Consider the following 19,729-nt stretch of genomic DNA (forward strand, 5'->3'; position numbering starts at 1 on the left):
CGGTCTTCTCAGGAGGCCCGGATCACGCACCGCCGTCGGCGGACGTGATCCGGGCCTCCTCTTCGTTCATCCCACCGGTCCGCCGCGTCGGCGACGGGCCGAGAGCGTCACGCCGACGCTCGCGGCGGTGACGCACGCCAGGGCGACCGTCTCGAGCACCGAGAGCCCCTCGGCCAGCACGACGAGACCGGCCAGGGCGGCGATCGCCGGGCCGAGGCTCTGCAGCACGCCGAACACCCGTGTCGGCATCCGGCGGAGCGCGAGCATCTCGAGGGCGTACGGCAGCACGCTGGACAGCACGGCGACGGCGCCGAAGACGAGCAGGAGCGTCGGTTCGTGCACGACGCCGTCGACCGCGGAGCGGAGCCCGAACGGCAACGACACGAGCATCGCGACCACCATCGACACGACGAGCCCGTCGACGCCGGGGATCGCGGCGCCGACGTGCCGGTTCATCACGATGTAGCCCGCCCAGCACGCGGCGGCGAGGACCGCCCAGACGACCCCGCCCACCTCGGTCACCGCGGTCGGCCCGACGCCGAGCAGCACGACCCCGGCGAGCGCCAGCACGGCCCACAGTGCATCGCGCCAGCGCCGGGTGTGCGCGAGCGACAGGGCGAGCGGCCCGAGGAACTCGATCGTCACGGCGACACCGATCGGGATGCTCGCGAACGACAGGTAGATGAAGACGTTCATGCCGCCGAGCGCCAGGCCGAGGCCGACCGCACCGAGCCACTGCGCCCGCGTCCAGTGCCGGACGCGGGGACGGACCACCAGGGCGAGCACGACGGCACCGATGACGAGCCGGAGCGTGGCGGCCCCGACCGCGCCGACGTCGTCGAAGTGGGTCTTCGCGATCGCGGCGCCGAGCTGGACGGACACCATCGCGGTGAGGGCCAGCAAGGGTGCGGGGACCCGGTTCATCCTCGGGCTCGGTTCATCCTCGGGCTCGGCTCATCCGAGGTAGGCGAGGACGGCGAGGACGCGGCGGTGGTCCTCTCCGGTGTCCTCGAGTGCGAGCTTGCCGAAGATGCTCGACACGTGCTTCTCGACGGCACCGGTACCGATCACCAGGGCGCGGGCGATCGCGGCGTTCGTGCGGCCCTCGGCCATCAGCCCGAGCACGTCACGCTCGCGCGGGGTCAGGGCTGCGAGCGGGTCGCGGCGGCGGCTCATCAGCTGCGTGACGACCTCGGGGTCGAGCACGGTGCCCCCGGCGGCGATGCGGCGGACGGCGTCGTCGATCTCCTCGAGCCGGGTGACGCGGTCCTTGAGCAGGTAGCCGATGCCGGTCGCGCCGGCCGCGAGGACGTCCTCGGCGTAGGTGGCCTCGACGTACTGGGAGAGCAGGAGCACACCCGTCCGTGGAGCGATCCGGCGGGTCTCGACGGCGGCGCGGACACCCTCGTCGGTGAAGGTCGGTGGCATCCGCACGTCCATCACCACGACGTCGGGCGCACCCTCGGGCAGCGTCGCCAGGAAGGCCCGGGCGTCGGAGTACTGCCCGATGACGTCGATGCCGGCCTCGTCGAGCACGCGTGCCAGGCCCTCGCGCAGCAGGACGGCGTCGTCGACGACGACGGCCCGGATGCGTGCTGCATCCGGGCCGTCTGTCATGCCGACCAGCCTAGTGGGAGCGCGGACGCCCCCGTGGGGTCACGACCGCTGGTTCGCCGCCGTCGGGACGCCGTTCAGGGCACCGAGGGGGATCCGGGCGGTGGCCTCGGTCGGGCCACCCTCGGGGCTCGAGACGACCAGGTCGCCGTCGAGGGCCCGCATGCGGCCGATCAGGCCCTCGATCCCGTGGCCCTGCTGCGGTCGGGCACCGCCCCGGCCGTCGTCGGTGACGCTGACCGTCAGGTACCAGAGGCCCGAGGCGTCGACGACCAGGCCGAGGTACACCCCGGCGGTGGTGGCGCCGGCGTGCTTCATGGTGTTCGTCAGCAGCTCGCTCACCGTGAAGTACACGTTGCGCTGGATCTCCGTGGCGAGTTCCAGGCCCTCGGGCAGCCGGACGTCCAGGCCCACCGGGATCGGGGTGCGGGCGACCAGTGCCTCGAGCGCCGCGACGAGTCCGCGGTCGAGCAGGATCGGCGGGGCGAAGCCGCGGGACAGTGCGCGCAGTTCGTCGAGGGCGTCCTGGGCGTGCTCGGACGCCTCACCGATGAGCTGCTTGGCCTTCTCGGGGTCCTTCTCGAAGGCGCGCTCGGCGGCGGACAGGTCCATGCGGAGCCGCACCAGCCGCTGCTGCGGGCCGTCGTGCAGGTCGCGCTCGATCTGGCGGAGCGCCTGCCCCTCGGCGGTCACGGCACCGGCACGGGAGGCCTGCAGGCCGGCGACGCGCTGCTCGAGCTGCTCGGCACGGAAGCCACCCAGCAGGCCGAAGTCGACCCAGTAGTGCGCCAGGACGGACCCGCGGGCCCAGAGCGGGAAGAGCACGACCGAGGCGGCCATCGACAGCAGCCCGAGGGCGCCGACGCCGGTCACGAACCCGACGCTGTCCGGGAAGTAGCCGACCCGGACGTTGTTCGCGAAGTACAGTCCGCCCACGACGATCGGCCAGGCGAAGCCGACGAGCAGCAGTGCACCGGCCCCGACGGTCACGACCGCGACGAGCGGGTAGACGACCGCGGCGTGCAGCAGGTAGAGCCAGTAGTGCGGGTTGGCGACGGCCGACCCCGTGCGGGTCCACCAGTTCTGCTGCCACCGGGGCGTCCAGTCCACCGGGCGGATCGGGCGTCGGTCGGCCCAGCTCATGCGGAGCTTCTCGAACTGTCCGAGCCACCGCGCCACGAACAGCGCGATGAAGAACATGAGCAGGACGAAGGGGTTGAAGAGGTCGCGGAACCCGCCACCGAAGATCGCCGTCGGGAACGCGAAGTACAGCGTGCAGAGCAGCACGGCGGTGAGCGCCATGTAGCCGAAGTCCCGCGGCAGGCGCTTCCACGCGTCGCGGTAGAACTGCCCGGCGGTCATGCCTGAACCGCGACCGGAACCACCGACCGGACCGGACCCGACCCGCGGGGTGGCACTCCACGACGCCGGCGGGGACTGCGGGGCGTCCTGGGGGTCCTGCTGGTGCTGGCGCGGGTACTGGGGCATCGGCTTGGTGGCTCCAGGGGGCACGGAGCCGCCCAGCGGGACGGTCTGGGCCTGGTCGGGCGAAGGCGTGACGTCGTCCAGCGGGACGGTTCGCGCCTGGTCGAGGCGGTCGGTGTCGGTCATGCATCCAGCCTCGCGATCGCGGAGCCGTTCCCCCATCCTGCCCTCTCCCCACCCCGGGTGGGGTTATCCCCCCTCTTCCACAGGTCGCCCGGTCCACGCCCGCGCGTCCTGCCCGTGGATCACGCTCGTCGGATGGGTGACGCGCTCCGAGCACTGATCGACGCCGTCGGGCTCCAGGTGGGGCCGGGCACCGAGGTCCGGTCCGACGACGAGGCGTGGACGCTCGACGTCGAACCGACGGGCACCCACGTCTGGGTGGCGACGCGGTCCCGTTCCGTGTGGATCCGGCGCGGAGACGACATCGCGATCGTCGACGCCGGCACCGCCGCCCTCGTCGAAGGGCACGCGACGATCACGATCAGCACGGGCCCCGAGCGCTCCGGGCCGCCCCGCGTCGCGGAGACGTACGCGTTCCCGCACGAGGCACTCTTCGCGCTGACCGGTGTCCTCGTCGGCGCCGCAACGCTCGGCCCGCTCGCCGACGAGGTCCTCGCACTCCCACCCGTCGCGACCACCGGCCCGCCCGGGGCTCCCTCGCCCGACGTCGGCCTCGCGCTCCGCCACGTCGGGCACCTCGACGGCGGGAGGTGGCACGGCGCGCAGCAGCAGGCCCTCGCCCGACTCGTCGTCACGACGGTGCTCCGCGACAACCCGCCCCCGATGCTCGGCGACAACGGTCTCGCGCGGATCCTCGACCGCCTGTTCGATCCGGCCGGTCCGTCGTCTCTGCAGGCCCTCCTCGTCGGTGTCCGGATGTCGGAGCGCACCCTCGAGCGTCGGTGCGCCGCAGCGACCGGATGCTCGCCCGCGCAGCTCGGCCGCTGGTACCGCAGTCTCGCCGTCCGCAGCGCACTCACCCGAGGCGACCGCCCGTCCGACGTCGCGACCCGCTTCGGCTTCAGCACGACGTCGTCCATGCGTCGAGCCCTCGAGCGGGTCCGACCCCCGACGAACCGCCGGTGACCGTCGCCCGCGGGGGTAGGAGGTTCCGCTCCGCATCGATGACGGTTCCGGTTCACGATCCTCGGGTTTCGTGAACCAGAACCGTCACGGCGCGGAGAAGACCACGTCGTCCCGCGTCGGTGCAGTGCAGTGCGGTGCGTGCGCCAGTTGCAGGCAGCCGCGCCGCGCTGCGGGAGCGGGAGCGGCGGGAGCGGGTCGTCGGCGCCGACGTCCGGAGCGGGTCAGGCGGGGGCGCGGCCGGTGGACTCGCGGACGCTCAGGGTGAGCGAGGGGCCCGGGTGTGAGGGGAGCGGGGCGCTGGCGTCGATCTGCGCGCGCAGCAGGGTCGCCGCACGCTGTCCGAGCTCGACCGTGTCGCGGGTGAGCGAGGTGATCGCCGGGCGGACGAGTCGGATCATCGCCGAGTCGTCGAAGGACACGATCGAGACGTCGCCGGACACCGCGACGCCCATCTCGCTCGCCACGCCCAGCCCGGCGACGGCGAGCACGTCGTTGTCGTAGACGATCGCGGTCGGTCGGATGCTCCTCGACAGCAGGGTGCGGGTGGCGCTGGCGCCGGCCTCCGCCGAGTAGTCCGTCGGCACCGAGACCGTGTCGTCGAGCCCCTCGTCGGCAGCGAACGCCCGGAGCCGGTCCATGCGCATGGCGGTGTGCTCGAACTCGGGCCGGCCGGCGACGTGCGCGATGCGTCGGTGCCCGAGGGCGTGCAGGTACCGCAGAACGGTGTCGGTGGCGTCCGAGTCGTCGATCCAGACCGTGGGTGCTGCGCCGTCGGGGGAGGGGTGCGAGCCGACGACGACGGTGGGCATGCCGAGGTCGGCGAGCAGGGCGAGCCGGGCGTCGTCGCGACGGGGGTCGATCACGATCACGCCGTCGACGCGGTGTCCGCGCCACCAGTCCCGGTAGGTCTCGAGTTCTTCCTCGGCATCGCGCGCGACGAGCAGGTTCATGCCGACGTGCGTGCCGGCGAGCCCGAGCTGGATGCCGGAGATCAGGTCGCCGAAGAACGACTCCGTGCCCAGGGTCCGGGCCGGGCGGTTCAGCACGAAGCCGATGGAACCGGCCTTCGCGCCGCCGAGTGCCCGGGCCGCGGTGTGCGGCTGCCAGTCGAGCTCGCGGGCGATCTCGCGAACGCGGCGACGGGTCTCGTCGGAGACGCCGGGGCGGTCGTTCAACGCGAACGACACCGCGCTGATGGACACGCCGGCCCGCGCGGCGATGTCGGCGATCGTCGTTCGACGCTTGGTGGCCACGGGGTTGACTATAGCGCTTTAGTCATCCACAGTGGCTGCCACACACGGGTTCGGTGACTGCTGCTGAACCGGTTCAGCTATGACGAGGGAGTCAGACGCCATGAGGACCACCACACGCATGACGAGGGGCCGCGCCACCGCGCTGCTCGCGACGGCCGCCGCCACGGCGCTCGTCCTGACCGGCTGCTCGAGCGGCGGGAACGCGGCCGACAACGGCGGCGGCGAGATCAGCGGCACCATCACCCTGCAGACCTGGGCGCTCACGCCGACCTACACGGGCTACCTCAACGGGGTCATCAAGGACTTCGAGCAGGCCCACCCGGACGCGAAGGTCAAGCTGCAGGACCAGCCCGGCGACGGGTACGCCGACAAGGTGCTCAGCCAGGCCTCGTCGAACAGCCTGCCCGACGTGATCAACCTGCCGCCGGACATCGCCCTGCCGCTCGCGAAGCGCGGGTTCCTGCAGGACGTCGCGAAGGACGACTCGAAGCTCGCCAGCACGTACGTCGCCGGCGCGTTGGACTCCTACAAGTACAAGGGAGTCGACGGCACGTTCGGGTACCCCTGGTACCTCAACACCGACGTGAACTACTGGAACTCGACGATGTTCGCCAAGTGCGGCCTCGACGCGAAGAACCCGCCGAAGACCACCGACGAGCTGTTCACGCAGGCGAAGACCATGCACGACAACTGCCCGACCGACTACCTGATGAGCCGGAAGCCCGGCCTCGGCGACTTCACGCTCGCCGGCGTCAAGGTGCTCAACGCCGACGGCACGAAGTTCACCTTCGCCGACTCGTCGAAGGCCGCCGACCTGATCGACCGCTACAAGGACGCGTACCAGGACGGCTACATGCCCTCCAACGTGCTGAACAGCGACTACCTCGGCAACTCCACCCTGTTCACGCAGGCCAAGGTCGCCTGGACCACCGGTGGCGCCACCTCGCTCGCCGACTTCGAGAAGAACAACCCGTCGCTCAAGGGCAAGGTCACCGTCAGCCCCGCACTCGACACCCCGCCGCTCTACGTGCAGGGCCTGTCGGTCTCGAGCAAGTCGAAGCACCTCGCCACCGCCGAGGCCTTCGCGAAGTTCATGACGAACGCGGAGAACCAGGAGGCGTTCGCCCACAAGGTCAACATCTTCCCGTCCACCACGTCGTCGCAGTCCGACCCGTACTTCTCGAAGGACGACGGCACCGTGAACGGCGAGGCCCGGGTCCTCGCGAACGAGGCCCTGAAGACGGCGAAGGTCATCAACCCGGTCGAGGCGAACTCCGCGATGACGGACTTCCTCGACCAGCAGATCGCCCTCGCGATGAAGGGCCAGGTGGCGCCCGAGAAGGCACTGCAGACCGCCCAGACCAAGATGAACAGCCTGCTGGCCAACGGCTGATGCGTGCGAACCGCTGGTACACGCCCTGGTTGCTCGTCCTGCCGGCACTGATCTGGCTCGTCGCGTTCAGCCTGTGGCCCTCGATCAACACGGTGCGGTTGTCGTTCACGAACGCCAGCCCCCTCGGCGGCGTCAGCCAGTGGGTCGGGGTGCAGAACTTCGAGACCTTGCTCGCCGACCCGCAGGTGTGGGAGGCGCTGCTCAACAGCGTCATCTACATGGCGGTGTGCCTGCCGCTGCTGACGGTCCTCCCGCTCCTCATCGCGGTGCTCGTGCAGCAGAAACTGCCCGGGATCGCGTTCTTCCGCACCGCGTTCTACACGCCGGTCATCGCGTCCGCGGTGGTCGTCGGGCTCATCTGGACGTGGATCCTCGACGACCGCGGTGTCATCAACGAGATGGCGCAGGCCCTCGGCGTCGTACAGGGCAGCGTCCCGTTCCTGACCGACCGGTGGCTGCTGCTCCTCAGCGCCATCAGCCTGACGGTGTGGAAGGGGCTCGGCTACTACATGATCATCTTCCTGGCCGCCCTCGGGAACGTCGGCAAGGACCTGCACGAGGCCGCCGCCCTCGACGGTGCCGGCGCCGTCCGACGCTTCTGGTCGGTCACGATGCCCGGGGTCCGCGGCACCATGACACTCGTCGGGATCCTGGTGTGCGTCTCGGCGCTCCGGGTGTTCAGCGAGCTCTACATCCTCACCAACGGCACCGGCGGACCCGGCGGGCAGGACAACTCGCTCGTCATGCTCATCCAGCAGTACGCCCGCGGCTTCACCGGCAACCTCGGCTACGCGTCCGCCCTGAGCCTCCTGCTCTTCGTCGTGACGCTCGTGCCGATGCTCGCCCTCGCCCGGATGAACAGCAAGGCGGACAAGTGACGAACACGACCAGCACGACCGAACCCGTCATCGGCGGCGCGCAGGGCGCAGCCAGCCCGACGCCGGACGTGACCGGCGCGACGGGCGCTGGACGGGCCTCCAGGCAGAACGGACGGGGCGGACGCGACGGACGCAAGCGGCGCCGCGCGGTCTGGGGCGTCATGTCCACCCGCGAGAAGGTCGTCCGCTACGTCCTGCTCATCGTGGTGCTCTTCATCACGATCGGCCCGTTCCTGTGGCAGCTGTCCACGTCGCTCAAGGGCGCCGGTGAGGACATCTACACGGCGAACCCGTCGTTCATCCCGTCCGAGCCGACCATCGAGAACTACCTGAAGGTCGCCGCCGCGATCCCGGTGTGGCGGTACATCGGCAACTCCCTGCTCGTCGCCGCGATCGACGTGCTCGGCAACATCGTGTTCGCGACCCTGGCCGGCTTCGCCCTCGCCCGCCTGCAGTGGCGGCACCGGAAGCTCGTGCTCGGCCTGTTCCTCGGCACCCTCGTGCTGCCCGGCGAGGCGACGATCATCTCGCAGTTCGTCACCGTGAAGGACCTCGGCCTCGCCGACAACCTGGTCGGCGTCGCCCTGCCCGGCATGATCGCGGCGCTCAACGTCCTGCTGATGTTCAACGCGTTCCGGCAGATCCCCGAGGAGATCGACCAGGCCGCGGTGATGGACGGTGCGAACGCGATGCAGCGCCTCCGCTACATCTCGCTGCCCGCCGTGCAGGGGACCATCGCGGTCATCGCGATCTTCTCGTTCATCGGCGCGTGGGACGACTTCCTCTGGCCGCTCATCGTGCTGCAGTCGCCCGAGAACCTCACCCTGACCGTCGGGTTGCAGTACCTGCAGGGTACGTTCGCCACCGACCAGCGGATGATCGCGGCCGGCACCATGATCGCCTTCATCCCGATCGCCGTGATCTTCGCCGTCCTGCAGCGCTTCTTCTTCAAGGGCGTCGAAGAGGGCGGTGTGAAGGGCTGATGCGGTTCGGGGTCAACTACACGCCCTCGGTCGGGTGGTTCCACTCGTGGCTCGACTTCTCGCGGTCGGACACCGCGAGGGACCTCGAGGCGATCGCGTCGATCGGTGCCGACCACGTGCGGATCTTCCCGCTCTGGCCGGTCGTCCAGCCGAACCGCACACTCATCCGGCAGCAGGCCCTCGACGACGTCGCGACGGTCGTCGACCTCGCCGGGTCGTTCGGACTCGACGTCAACGTGGACGCGCTGCAGGGGCACCTGTCGAGCTTCGACTTCGTGCCGTCCTGGCTGGACAGCTGGCACCGCCGCAACATGTTCACCGACCCGGACGTCGTCGCGTCGACCGCCGCGTACGTCCGGGCGCTCGCCGGAGCCGTCGCCGGCAAGCCGAACCTGCTCGGCATCACCATCGGCAACGAGGTCAACCAGTTCGCACACGCGCCGCACCCCGCACCGCACACGATCACGGGGGAGCAGGGGCACGCGTGGGCGGCGGCGATGGTCGCGGCGGCGCGGGCGGGGCTGTCGGACGGGTCGTCGGCGTCGCCTGCGTCGTCCGATTCGGTCGGCCTGGAGGCGCGGCTCGACCCCGGCTCGTCGGTCCCGCCCGCCACCGGGTCGCGCCCCGGGCCACTGGTCACCGTCGCGCAGTACGACGCGGCCTGGTACGACGACGCCCAGCCCTTCGGCCCCGAGCACGCGGCGGACCACGGTGACGCCACGGTCACGCACTCGTGGGTGTTCAACGGCTCGGCGGCCCTGCACGGCGCCCTCGGAGCCGGGTCGGTGCGGCACGGGGAGTACCTGCTCCAGCTCGCCGCGGCCTGGAACCGCGACGCCGCCCGACCGAACTGGCTGCAGGAGGTCGGCGCCCCCACCAACGTCGTCGACCCCGCCGACGCCGCCGCGTTCACCGAGCAGACCATCCGGCACGTCCTCGACGCGCAGCAGGTGCTCGGGGTGACGTGGTGGTGTTCCCACGACGTCGCCCGGTCGCTCGCGGACTTCCCGGAGCTCGAGTACGACCTCGGGCTGTTCACGAACGACGGACGGCTGAAGCCCGCCGGCGAGGCGTTCGCCGCCCTCGCCCGCGCCGAGCACACCCGCGACGCCCGCGCCGCGCCGTCGGCCACCGCGCTCGTCCTCGACGACGTGCTGTCCGACGGCACCGACCGGCACGGCACCCGTGCCGACTGCGCCCCCGGCGGTCGGTTCGCCGCCGCCTGGCTCGCCCTGGCCGAGGCCGCACCGGACGGCCGCGGCCCCCAGGTCGTCCTGCGCTCCCGACTGTCGGACACCGCGCTGCTGGCCGCGCGGGGCATCGACCGCTGCGTCGACGTGCCGTCCGACCTCGACACCACCACCGTCCGCGTCGCCCACCCGGCGACCACGCCCTGACCCCGGAAGGCCCCATGCACGACGACATCCCCCTCACCACCGGACGCGCCCGACGGGTGCTCGACGAGCGGATCACCCCCGCGGTGCACGCGACCACGACGGCCCTCGAGGCCGCGTGGCACGAGCTGCCGGGGGAGCCGGTCCCGCCGACCGAGGGGCTCGCGCTCACGTTCGAGCCCTACGAGGTCGGCACCCCGTGGGGCGCGGCCTGGGGCACGACGTGGTTCCGGTTGACCGGGACCGTGCCGACCGAGTGGGCCGGACGCCGGGTGGAGGCCGTGATCGACCTCGGCTTCGACAAGAACATGCCCGGGTTCCAGTGCGAGGGACTCGTCTACCTGGCCGACCGTACCCCCGTGAAGTCGATCAACCCGCGCAACCAGTGGGTCCTGGTCACCGAGCGGGCCGAGGGCGGCGAGACCGTCGAACTGTTCGTCGAGGCCGCGTCGAACCCCGTCCTGCTCGACTACCACCCCTTCCTGCCGACGCAGGAGGGTGACGTGCAGACTTCGTCCTCGAAGCGCCTCTACGCCACCCGCCGGATGGAGCTCGCCGTCTTCGAGTCCGAGGTGCACGAACTCGCCCTCGACATCGACGTCCTGCTCGAACTGCAGGCCGAGCTGCCCGCCGGACCCCGACGCATGCGGATCCTGCAGGCCCTCGACGACGCCCTCGACGCGCTCGACCTGCAGCACATCCCGGAGACCGCCGGGGACGCCCGTACGGCGCTCGCCGAGGTGCTGGCCGCTCCCGCCGAGGCCTCGGCGCACACGATCTCGGCCGTCGGGCACGCCCACATCGACTCCGCCTGGCTCTGGCCCGTGCGCGAGACCATCCGTAAGGTCGCCCGCACCACGTCGACCATGACCGAGCTCATCGACCAGACCGACGACTTCCTGTACGGCATGTCGAGCGCGCAGCAGTACGCGTGGATCAAGGAGCACCGCCCCGAGGTCTACGCCCGGGTCAAGGCAGCGGTCGAGGCCGGCCGGTTCCTGCCGATCGGTGGCATGTGGGTCGAGTCCGACACCGTGATGCCCACCGGCGAGAGCATCGTCCGGCAGTTCTCGCAGGGCCAGCGGTTCTTCGAGCGCGAGTTCGGCATCCGGCCCAAGGGCGTCTGGCTGCCGGACAGCTTCGGGTACTCGCCGGCGCTGCCGCAGCTGATGCGCCGCGCGGGCTTCGAGTGGTTCTTCACGCAGAAGATCTCGTGGAACCAGGTGAACAAGTTCCCGCACCACACGTTCCTGTGGGAGGGCATCGACGGGTCGCGGGTGTTCTCGCACTTCCCGTCGATGGACACCTACAACTCGCGGTTGTCCGGCAGCGAGGTCGCGAAGGCCTCCCGCCAGTTCCGCGAGAACCGGCTCGCCAGCGGCTCGATCGCCCCGGTCGGCTGGGGCGACGGCGGCGGTGGCACCACCCGCGAGATGACCGGCACCGCCGCACGGTTGGCCGACCTCGAGGGCAGCGCGAAGGTCCGCTGGGAGCACCCGGACACGTTCTTCGACCGGGCGAAGTCCGAGCTGACCGATCCGCCCGTGTGGGTGGGGGAGCTTTACCTCGAGCTGCACCGGGCCACGCTCACGTCGCAGCACGGCACGAAGCAGGGCAACCGTCGGTGCGAGCAGCTGCTCATCGAGGCCGAGCTCTGGGCCGCGACCGCCGCTGCCCGCACCGACTTCGCCTACCCCTACGACGAGCTCGACGCCCTGTGGCAGCAGGTCCTGCTCCAGCAGTTCCACGACATCCTGCCGGGCACCTCGATCGCGTGGGTGCACCGCGAAGCGGTCGAGCGGTACGGCGAGACGGCCGCGGCGCTGACGGCGATCATCGACCGGGCGCTCTCGGCGCTCGCCGGTACCGGGGACGCGGCCGTCGTCGTGAACCCGGCCCCGTTCCTCCAGGCCGGTGCACCCGCGCAGGGCGCGGTCGTGGCGACCGACGTGGTGGCGGCGACCGCCGTGTCCCTGACCGAGCAGGACGGCGGGTTCGTGCTGGCGAACGACCTGGTACGGGTCGTGGTCGACGCGCAAGGGCTCGTGATGAGCGCCGTCGACCTGGCGAGCGGGCGCGAGGCGATCGCGGCCGGCCAGGCGGCGAACTTGCTGCAGCTGCACCAGGACTTCCCGAACATGTGGGACGCGTGGGACGTCGACCGGTACTACCGCAACCGCGTCGAGGACCTCGTGTCGACCACCGGGCTGACCGCGTCGGTCGACGAGTCCGGGGTCGCACGGGTCGTCGTGTCCCGGGCGTTCGGCGACTCGACGGTGACGCAGGAGATCGTCCTGGCACCGGGGTCCCGCACCCTGGAGTTCGACCAGGTGACCGACTGGCACGAGACCGAGAAGTTCCTCAAGGTGGCGTTCCCGCTCGACGTCCGCGCCGAGCACACCGTCGCCGAGACGCAGTTCGGCGCGCAGAAGCGGGTGACACACACGAACACCTCGTGGGAGGCCGCGAAGTTCGAGACCTCGATGCACCGCTACGTGCTGGTGTCCGAGCCGGGCTTCGGCGTCGCCCTCGTGAACGACTCGATCCACGGCTTCGACACCACGCGCGACGCCGTCGACGGGCACGTCACCACGACCGTGCGGCTGTCGCTGCTGCGGGCACCGCGGTTCCCGGACCCCGAGACCGACCAGGGCGTGCAGACGCACCGGTACGGCATCGTCATCGGCACCGACCAGCTCGGTGCCACGTCGGCCGGCGTGCGGATGAACGCGGGCGCGCGGACGATCACCGGGGCGCACGGCTTCGAGCCGCTGGTGCAGGTCTCCGGCGACGTCGTGTTGTCGAGCGTCAAGCTCGCCGACGACCGGTCGGGTGACCTGGTCGTGCGCGTCTACGAGCCGTCCGGGCAGCGGGGGACCGGGGGCATCGCGGTGTCGGCCGACGAGGCGACCTTCGGCGCTGGCGTCGAGGTGACCCTGCTCGAAGAACCGCTCGGTGACGCCGTGCCGTCGTCCGACGCGCCCGCGTCCTCGTTCGCCGTCGACGCCTACGAGGTCCGCACCTTCCGGTTCCCGCGCAACTGACCGACCGACTGACCGACCGTCCCACCCAAGGAGGAACCACATGAAGCAGTCCACGAAGTTCAGCATCGCGACCGCACTGGTCGCCATGCTCGCGGCACCACTGGTGCCCGCCGCAGCGTCCGCGGCGCCCTCCTCGTCCGGGTCCAGCCACGGGCACGGACACGGATCGTCCCACGGCGGCGGCGGGCACGGTCACGGTCATGGCCACGGGCACCACGCCGCGCCCACCAAGTCGGGGCCGACGAGCATCGCCTACGTCGAGGTGAACAACGACGAGCTCGCCAACGTCGGGCGGTACACGCTGGAGAACGGCGCGAACGCGTTCGACGTGGCGATCATCTTCGCCGCGAACATCAACTACGAGGACGGCAAGGCGGTCCTGTACAACAACGAGAACGTGCAGCGGACCCTCGACCAGGCCGCTACGCAGATCCGCCCGCTGCAGGCCAAGGGCATCAAGGTGACGCTCTCGGTGCTCGGCAACCACCAGGGCGCCGGCCTGGCGAACTTCCCGACGAAGGCCGCGGCGCGGGACTTCGCGGCGCAGGTCTCCGCGACGGTCAAGAAGTATGGACTCGACGGCGTCGACCTGGACGACGAGTACTCCGACTACGGCGTGAACGGCACCCCGCAGCCGAACCAGCAGTCCATCGGCTGGCTCATCAGTGCCCTGCGTGCGGACATGCCGGGCAAGATCATCTCGTTCTACGACATCGGCCCGTCCTCCGATGCCCTGAAGACCGCGAACCCGTCGATCGGCGGGAAGCTCGACTACGCCTGGAACCCGTACTACGGCACCTACACGGCGCCGACGATCCCGGGCCTGCCGAAGTCGAAGATCTCCGCCGCCGCGGTCGACATCCAGAACACCCCGCAGGCCACGGCAGTGTCGCTCGCGCAGCGCACGAAGGCCGACGGGTACGGCGTCTTCATGACGTACAACCTGCCGGGAGGCGACGAGTCCGCCTCCGTCTCCTCCTTCACCAAGGTGCTGTACGGACAGGCCGCGTCGTACCGCTGACGCTCGCGTCCTGACGGCGGCTCGCGCCCCGTGCTGCCCGGCTCCGGCCTGGAGGCACGGGGCGCGTCCGTCGTCCGGCTCCCGCTGTCCGGGGGAGGCACCAGTTCTTCCTCGCCCGTGACGGTTCCGGTTCGCAGACCCCGGCGATCGTGAACCGGAACCGTCATCCACCGAGAACGAATCCCGACCCGGCGCGCCCGACGCAGCGGCCGTACGATCGCCGCATGGAGCTCGAGTTCCGCGGCGAGGTGATCGAGTGGCGCGGCCCGTCACCGTTCTTCTTCGTCGTCGTGCCGCCGGACGCTGCCGAGGTCATCGCCGACCTCGCGCCGGTGCTCACCTACGGGTGGGGTGTGATCCCGGCCCGCGTGACGATCGGCTCGGTGACGTGGACGACGTCGCTGTTCCCGAAGGACGGCGGGTACCTCGTGCCGTTGCGTGCGGCGGAGCGGAAGCGTGCTCGGGTGGAACTCGGCGACTCCCCGGAGATCACCCTCGAGTTCGCCGACCCCTGACGCGCGTGCGCCGAGGGGTTCTGTGGAGGGGATGACGGGAATCGAACCCGCGTAGCCAGTTTGGAAGACTGGGGCTCTACCATTGAGCTACATCCCCGCGCCTGCGCACCAGGCGCAGCCCGACCATCGTAGCGGACGAACGAGCACCGACATGCCGACGCGCGTCATTCCGAAGCCGGACGCCGGTGCCGAGCGCACCATCCGCTGGTCGCGGGTGGTCTCGTACGTGCTGGTGGTTCTCGCCGCCGCGGTGCTGTCCCTGCGCCCCGACCTGTTCGGCGATCCGCAGTCGCAACCCGCGCATGCCCTGCTGCACGTCTGGCGGATCGTCGTCGGACTGTTGCTCGCGGTGGCTGCCCTCGGGGTCCAGGTGGCCGTCGGGATCCGGTGGCGGCGGGGTCTGCGACGCGCCGCGGAGGACGACTGAGCAACCCCCGGGAACAGCGCGCCGTCGGACCGCTAGACTCACCGGGGTCGCATGCGCCCCTCGGCGTGCGCGGCTGATCCCTGGCACGAAGCAACGGGGCGTAGCTCAGCTTGGTAGAGCGCCCGCTTTGGGAGCGGGAGGTCGCAGGTTCAAATCCTGTCGCCCCGACCAGGTCCTCCGAGCACCACCGACCACACGAACGTCAACCAACAGGAGAACATCCCTTGGCCACCAGCACCGTCGACAAGGTGAGCGACACCCGCGTCAAGCTCACCGTGAACGTGACGCCGGACGATCTCAAGCCGAGCATCGACCACGCCTACAAGCACATCGCCGAGCAGATCAACATCCCCGGCTTCCGCAAGGGCAAGGTCCCGCCGGCGATCGTCGACCAGCGCGTCGGCCGCGGCGAGGTCCTGAACCACGCCGTCGGTGACGCCATCGACAACTTCTACCGCCAGGCGGTCGAAGAGCAGGAGCTGCGCATCCTCGGCCGTGCCGAGGCCGACGTCGCCGAGCTGCCGAACGTCGCGGACTTCACCGGCGACCTCGTCCTCACCTTCGAGGTCGACGTCCGCCCCGAGTTCGACCTGCCGGACTACTCCTCGTACGAGCTCACCGTCGACGCCGTCGAGGTGTCGGACGACGAGATCGAAGAGGAGCTGCAGAACCTCCGCACCCGCTTCGGCACGCTCGTGACGGTCGACCGTCCGGCGAAGACCGGCGACTTCGCGCAGATCGACCTCACCGCCAGCATCGGCGACGACGAGGTCGACTCGGCCACCGGCGTCTCCTACGAGATCGGCTCCGGCGACCTGCTCGAGGGCATCGACGAGGCGCTCGAGTCCCTGACCGCCGGTGAGTCGACGACCTTCGAGTCGAAGCTCGTCGGTGGCGACCGCGAGGGCGAGACCGCTCAGATCGCCGTCACCGTCACCGCCGTCAAGGAGCGCGAGCTCCCCGAGGCCGACGACGAGTTCGCCCAGATCGCCAGCCAGTTCGACACCATCGACGAGCTCAAGGCCGACCTGAAGGAGCAGATCGCGAAGTCCAAGACCTTCGGTCAGGGCGCCGCGGCTCGCGACAAGCTCGTCGAGAAGCTCACCGAGGACGTCAACATCCCGATCTCGGAGCAGCTCATCGCCGACGAGGTGCACCGTCACCTCGAGCAGGAGAACCGCCTCGAGGACGAGGAGCACCGCAAGGAGGTCTCCGAGTCCAGCGAGACCGCCTTCCGCTCGCAGATCCTCCTCGACGCGATCGCCGAGAAGGAAGAGATCCAGGTCTCGCAGGAGGAACTGACCCAGTACCTCATCCAGGCCGCCGCGCAGTACGGCATGGAGCCGGCCGAGTTCATCAAGGTCATCGACCAGAACGGCCAGATCCCCGGCATGGTCGGCGAGGTCGCCCGCTCGAAGGCGGTCGCGACCGTCCTGTCCAAGGTGACCGTCAAGGACACCAACGGCGACGCAGTCGACCTTTCCGCCTTCACGGCGGGCGTCGCGCAGGAGCCGGCAGGGGACGCCGAGTAACGATCTCGACGCCACCAGTACGACAGACGGGAGGCGCGGTGCCAGCTGGCACCGCGCCTCCCGTCCGTATTTCCGCACCACCGCATTGCTGTCGGCGAACAGACGAGAACTGGTGCGTTGCACCCGATAAGTTCGACAACAAGCGACAACTGAACGGGAGCTTTTCCATGGCCGAAGCAACACTGAACCCCAGTGTTTTTGACCGCCTTCTGAGAGACCGGATCGTGTGGCTCGGCTCCGAGGTCCGCGACGACAACTCGAACGAGATCGCAGCCAAGCTGCTGCTGCTCGCCGCCGAGGACCCTGAGAAGGACATCTACCTCTACATCAACTCGCCCGGTGGTTCGATCACCGCCGGCATGGCGATCTACGACACGATGCAGTTCGTCCCGAACGACATCGTCACCGTGGGCATCGGCCTCGCCGCGTCGATGGGACAGTTCCTGCTGTCCTCCGGCACGCCCGGCAAGCGCTACATCACGCCGAACGCGCGCGTGCTGCTCCACCAGCCGTCCGGTGGCTTCGGCGGCACCGCTGCCGACATCCAGACGCAGGCCAAGGTCATCCTCGACATGAAGCAGCGCATGGCGGAGCTCACGGCCGAGCAGACCGGCAAGTCGGTCGAGCAGATCCTCAAGGACAACGACCGCGACAACTGGTTCACGGCGCAGGAAGCGCTCGAGTACGGCTTCGTCGACCACCTCCGCGCCTCGAGCGCCGAGGTCATCGGCGGTGGTGGCACCGTCGGCGACGGCGAGACGCCCACCAGCGCAGCCGAGCCCGACGCCCAGTCCTGATCACCACCGAAGAAAAGGAAACGAGAATGCATCTCCCCATGCTCGGTGGCGCGCAGAACGTCCCGGCTCCGTCCAATCGGTACATCCTGCCGAGCTTCGAAGAGCGCACGGCCTACGGCTACAAGCGCCAGGACCCGTACGCCAAGCTGTTCGAGGACCGCATCGTGTTCCTCGGCGTGCAGGTCGACGACGCGTCTGCTGACGACGTCATGGCCCAGCTGCTCGTGCTCGAGTCGATGGACCCCGACCGCGACATCGTGATGTACATCAACTCGCCCGGTGGCTCGTTCACCGCGATGACGGCGATCTACGACACGATGCAGTACATCCGTCCGCAGATCCAGACGGTCTGCCTCGGACAGGCTGCCTCGGCCGCGTCGGTGCTCCTCGCCGGTGGCACCCCCGGCAAGCGCCTCGCGCTGCCGAACGCCCGTGTGCTGATCCACCAGCCCGCGACCCAGCAGGGTGGCGGTCAGGCGTCCGACATCGAGATCCAGGCGGCGGAGATCCTCCGCATGCGCACCTGGCTCGAGGAGACGCTGTCGAAGCACTCCAACAAGACGCCGGAGGAGATCAACCACGACATCGAGCGCGACAAGATCATGTCCGCGCAGGAAGCCGTGGAGTACGGCCTGATCGACCAGGTCCTCACCAGCCGCAAGAACCTGCCGGCGCTCGTCAAGTAGTACCAGCAGGAACGACGAAGGCCCCGCACCGAACGGTGCGGGGCCTTCGTCGTTGCGCGGTGGTCAGTCCTCGGTGTCGTCGGACTCCGGGGCCGGCTTGCGGCGCAGGAGCAGCAGCACCGCGACGACCACGCCGACCAGCACGACGCCACCGGCGCCGATCCAGATCGCGTCGGATGCCGCCGAGTCGCTCGACCCCGAGGCGGTGCCGGTGGTGGTGTCCGAGCCGGCGTCGTCGTCACCGGCGGTGGCGCAGGTCGGGGGCTTCGCCGCGCCGGAGGCCGGGGTGAAGCCCGACGGTGCCTTCCACGTGAAGGGGTACTCGTCGGACACGGTGTGCCCGTCGGCGGAGACGATCTGCCATTCGACGGTGTACTTGCCGGAGTCGCCGAGTGCGGCGGCCGTGGTCATCGACGGCCCCTCGACGTCGACGCAGCCGTCCTCGTAGTACTTGCCGTCCGGGCCGACGATGCGGAACGCGAACCCGGACCCCGAGTCGCCGATGTCGAGCAGCTTGTCGTTCGTCGTGATGTCGAAGTTCTCCGGCAGCTCGGTCAGGGTGCCGCCGACCTCCGGGTCGGACGAGATCAGGTAGTTGTGCGCGCTGGCCGGACCCGCGAGCCCGAGGACCGCACCACCGGCGATCGCGACGGCCGCGGCGGTCCCGGCCACGAGCCTCCAGGCAGAGAACCGCGACCGGGACCGACGCGAGCCGCGCTGCGTCACTTGGCGGAGCTCCGACGACGCGTGCCGGCGACGGCGACGACCAGGGCGACGGCGCCGAGCACCAGGCCGCCGAGGCCGAGGAAGCGACCGACCAGGTCGGGGTCGCTTGAGGCGGTCGAGCCGGCGGCCTCGGCCGTCGGGGTCGCGGCGATCGGGTCGCCGTCGTCGTCCGTCGCCTCGGCGGCGGTCAGCGTGATCGAGGGGGCCGGGTGCTCGGGCTCGGCTTCGCCGGCCTTCTGTTCCTGGTTCCACTCGACGCTGCCCTTCTCGCAGGTCTGGATCGCGGGGAGCTCGACCAGGTCGCCGGCCTTGCCGTCCGGCAGCGAGAACGAGAGCGCGAAGGTGTCGCGCTCGTCGGCGGGCAGGGGGGTCTTCGCGGTGTACGTGACGCTGGTGACGCGCTCGGCGGCCGTCTCGGCGTGGTCCTCGTCGGATGCCGACGCCGACGGGTCGGTGTAGGGCTCGGTCGCCTTCGTGATCGTCCAGTTCGGGTTCACGGTGGGCGTGACCTCGATGACGGACTCCGGCACCTGGAACTGGATCTTCGTCGTGGGGGAGCCGTCGCAGCCGTGCGGGACCGAGAAGGTCGCCGTGGTGTACGAGTTCGCTGCGGTCGACGTGGCCGTGGCGGACACGTGCGCGCTGGCCGCCGTGGCGCTGCCGAGGACGATGACGGCTGCGACACCGAGGGTGACGGCGCCGCCGGCGGCGAGACGCTTCTGCATGGGGTTCCTTCCGGGGTGGTTCTGCACCTGCTGTTCTACAAGATGTAGAGAAGTCCGGATCACCGTAGCAGGCTCGCACGCCCTGGGCGAACGCGCGGGCGGATTCCGGAGGGGCATCGCGGTCGGTGTCACCGGTTGCGGTTAGGCTCGTGTCCACGACGAGGTGC

General features: G+C 70.3%; 18 protein-coding genes and 2 tRNA genes. 13 read left to right on the forward strand and 7 right to left on the reverse strand.

Annotation, left to right across the window (positions count from 1 at the left end; translation table 11 throughout):
• Positions 1 to 66 precede the first annotated feature (66 nt).
• From DEJ01_RS04130 to DEJ01_RS04140, 3 genes are read right to left on the reverse strand one after another with little or no spacing between them, the layout of a single operon-like run.
• Complete coding sequence (locus DEJ01_RS04130; protein WP_111092279.1) at positions 67 to 924, reverse strand: DMT family transporter; 858 nt, start codon at positions 922 to 924, stop codon at positions 67 to 69.
• A gap of 30 nt (positions 925 to 954) precedes the next feature.
• Complete coding sequence (locus DEJ01_RS04135; protein ID WP_027464682.1) at positions 955 to 1,617, reverse strand: response regulator transcription factor; 663 nt, start codon at positions 1,615 to 1,617, stop codon at positions 955 to 957.
• A gap of 39 nt (positions 1,618 to 1,656) precedes the next feature.
• Entirely contained in the window at positions 1,657 to 3,225 is a 1,569-nt protein-coding gene (locus tag DEJ01_RS04140; protein WP_111092280.1) for a sensor histidine kinase, read from the reverse strand.
• Positions 3,226 to 3,357: 132 nt separating this feature from the next.
• On the opposite strand from DEJ01_RS04140, the gene DEJ01_RS04145 reads away from it, so the two are divergent.
• Positions 3,358 to 4,188, forward strand: a complete 831-nt coding sequence (locus DEJ01_RS04145; protein ID WP_111092281.1) for a helix-turn-helix domain-containing protein — start codon at positions 3,358 to 3,360, stop codon at positions 4,186 to 4,188.
• A gap of 221 nt (positions 4,189 to 4,409) precedes the next feature.
• On the opposite strand, the gene DEJ01_RS04150 is transcribed toward DEJ01_RS04145, so the two are convergent.
• Positions 4,410 to 5,441: a LacI family DNA-binding transcriptional regulator gene (locus tag DEJ01_RS04150; RefSeq protein WP_111092282.1), complete on the reverse strand. Its 1,032-nt coding sequence runs from the start codon at positions 5,439 to 5,441 to the stop codon at positions 4,410 to 4,412.
• Positions 5,442 to 5,559: 118 nt separating this feature from the next.
• On the opposite strand from DEJ01_RS04150, the gene DEJ01_RS04155 reads away from it, so the two are divergent.
• The 7 genes from DEJ01_RS04155 (at position 5,560) to DEJ01_RS04185 (ending at position 14,669) form a co-directional block, all read left to right on the forward strand.
• Positions 5,560 to 6,834 carry a sugar ABC transporter substrate-binding protein gene (locus DEJ01_RS04155; protein ID WP_111030546.1) on the forward strand — a complete coding sequence of 425 codons (1,275 nt, stop codon included), beginning with the start codon at positions 5,560 to 5,562 and terminating at the stop codon, positions 6,832 to 6,834.
• A complete protein-coding gene (locus DEJ01_RS04160; protein ID WP_027464687.1) occupies positions 6,834 to 7,712 on the forward strand; it encodes a carbohydrate ABC transporter permease in 879 nt (292 codons plus the stop codon). The genes DEJ01_RS04155 and DEJ01_RS04160 overlap by 1 nt, the downstream gene beginning before the upstream one ends.
• On the forward strand, positions 7,709 to 8,695 hold the full coding sequence (locus tag DEJ01_RS04165) for a carbohydrate ABC transporter permease (protein WP_204166197.1): 987 nt from the start codon (positions 7,709 to 7,711) through the stop codon (positions 8,693 to 8,695). Before DEJ01_RS04160 ends, DEJ01_RS04165 begins: the two co-directional genes overlap by 4 nt.
• Complete coding sequence (locus DEJ01_RS04170) at positions 8,695 to 10,092, forward strand: glycosyl hydrolase (RefSeq protein WP_111092283.1); 1,398 nt, start codon at positions 8,695 to 8,697, stop codon at positions 10,090 to 10,092. Before DEJ01_RS04165 ends, DEJ01_RS04170 begins: the two co-directional genes overlap by 1 nt.
• Positions 10,093 to 10,106: 14 nt before the next feature.
• Positions 10,107 to 13,133, forward strand: a complete 3,027-nt coding sequence (locus DEJ01_RS04175) for a glycoside hydrolase family 38 C-terminal domain-containing protein (RefSeq protein WP_111092284.1) — start codon at positions 10,107 to 10,109, stop codon at positions 13,131 to 13,133.
• A 40-nt stretch (positions 13,134 to 13,173) separates the two neighbouring features.
• Positions 13,174 to 14,154, forward strand: a complete 981-nt coding sequence (locus tag DEJ01_RS04180) for an endo-beta-N-acetylglucosaminidase H (RefSeq protein ID WP_111092285.1) — start codon at positions 13,174 to 13,176, stop codon at positions 14,152 to 14,154.
• A gap of 224 nt (positions 14,155 to 14,378) precedes the next feature.
• Positions 14,379 to 14,669, forward strand: a complete 291-nt coding sequence (locus tag DEJ01_RS04185) for a DUF1905 domain-containing protein (RefSeq protein ID WP_111092286.1) — start codon at positions 14,379 to 14,381, stop codon at positions 14,667 to 14,669.
• Between the two features lie 23 nt (positions 14,670 to 14,692).
• Here DEJ01_RS04185 and DEJ01_RS04190 read toward each other — a convergent pair.
• Positions 14,693 to 14,766, reverse strand: a tRNA-Gly gene (locus DEJ01_RS04190).
• A gap of 54 nt (positions 14,767 to 14,820) precedes the next feature.
• Here DEJ01_RS04190 and DEJ01_RS04195 point away from each other — a divergent pair.
• The 5 genes from DEJ01_RS04195 to DEJ01_RS04215 all read left to right on the forward strand — a co-directional run bounded on the left by DEJ01_RS04195 (position 14,821) and on the right by DEJ01_RS04215 (position 18,111).
• The gene (locus tag DEJ01_RS04195) at positions 14,821 to 15,096 is read left to right on the forward strand and encodes a hypothetical protein (RefSeq protein WP_111054863.1); all 276 of its coding nucleotides are present in this window, start codon (positions 14,821 to 14,823) and stop codon (positions 15,094 to 15,096) included.
• 94 nt (positions 15,097 to 15,190) lie between these two features.
• Positions 15,191 to 15,267 (forward strand) — tRNA-Pro (locus DEJ01_RS04200).
• A gap of 53 nt (positions 15,268 to 15,320) precedes the next feature.
• Complete coding sequence (gene tig, locus DEJ01_RS04205; RefSeq protein ID WP_027464695.1) at positions 15,321 to 16,628, forward strand: trigger factor; 1,308 nt, start codon at positions 15,321 to 15,323, stop codon at positions 16,626 to 16,628.
• A 167-nt stretch (positions 16,629 to 16,795) separates the two neighbouring features.
• The gene (locus DEJ01_RS04210) at positions 16,796 to 17,425 is read left to right on the forward strand and encodes an ATP-dependent Clp protease proteolytic subunit (protein WP_035807635.1); all 630 of its coding nucleotides are present in this window, start codon (positions 16,796 to 16,798) and stop codon (positions 17,423 to 17,425) included.
• 26 nt (positions 17,426 to 17,451) lie between these two features.
• Positions 17,452 to 18,111: an ATP-dependent Clp protease proteolytic subunit gene (locus DEJ01_RS04215; protein ID WP_027464696.1), complete on the forward strand. Its 660-nt coding sequence runs from the start codon at positions 17,452 to 17,454 to the stop codon at positions 18,109 to 18,111.
• A gap of 63 nt (positions 18,112 to 18,174) precedes the next feature.
• Here DEJ01_RS04215 and DEJ01_RS04220 read toward each other — a convergent pair whose 3' ends face one another.
• Together DEJ01_RS04220 and DEJ01_RS04225 are read right to left on the reverse strand one after the other, a co-directional pair.
• Entirely contained in the window at positions 18,175 to 18,783 is a 609-nt protein-coding gene (locus tag DEJ01_RS04220; protein ID WP_181438349.1) for a copper resistance CopC family protein, read from the reverse strand.
• A 50-nt stretch (positions 18,784 to 18,833) separates the two neighbouring features.
• On the reverse strand, positions 18,834 to 19,562 hold the full coding sequence (locus DEJ01_RS04225; RefSeq protein ID WP_181438350.1) for a YcnI family protein: 729 nt from the start codon (positions 19,560 to 19,562) through the stop codon (positions 18,834 to 18,836).
• Between the last annotated feature and the right edge of the window lie 167 nt (positions 19,563 to 19,729).

Origin of the sequence: Curtobacterium sp. MCLR17_040 (genome assembly GCF_003234735.1) — a bacterium.
Lineage (GTDB): Bacteria > Actinomycetota > Actinomycetes > Actinomycetales > Microbacteriaceae > Curtobacterium > Curtobacterium flaccumfaciens.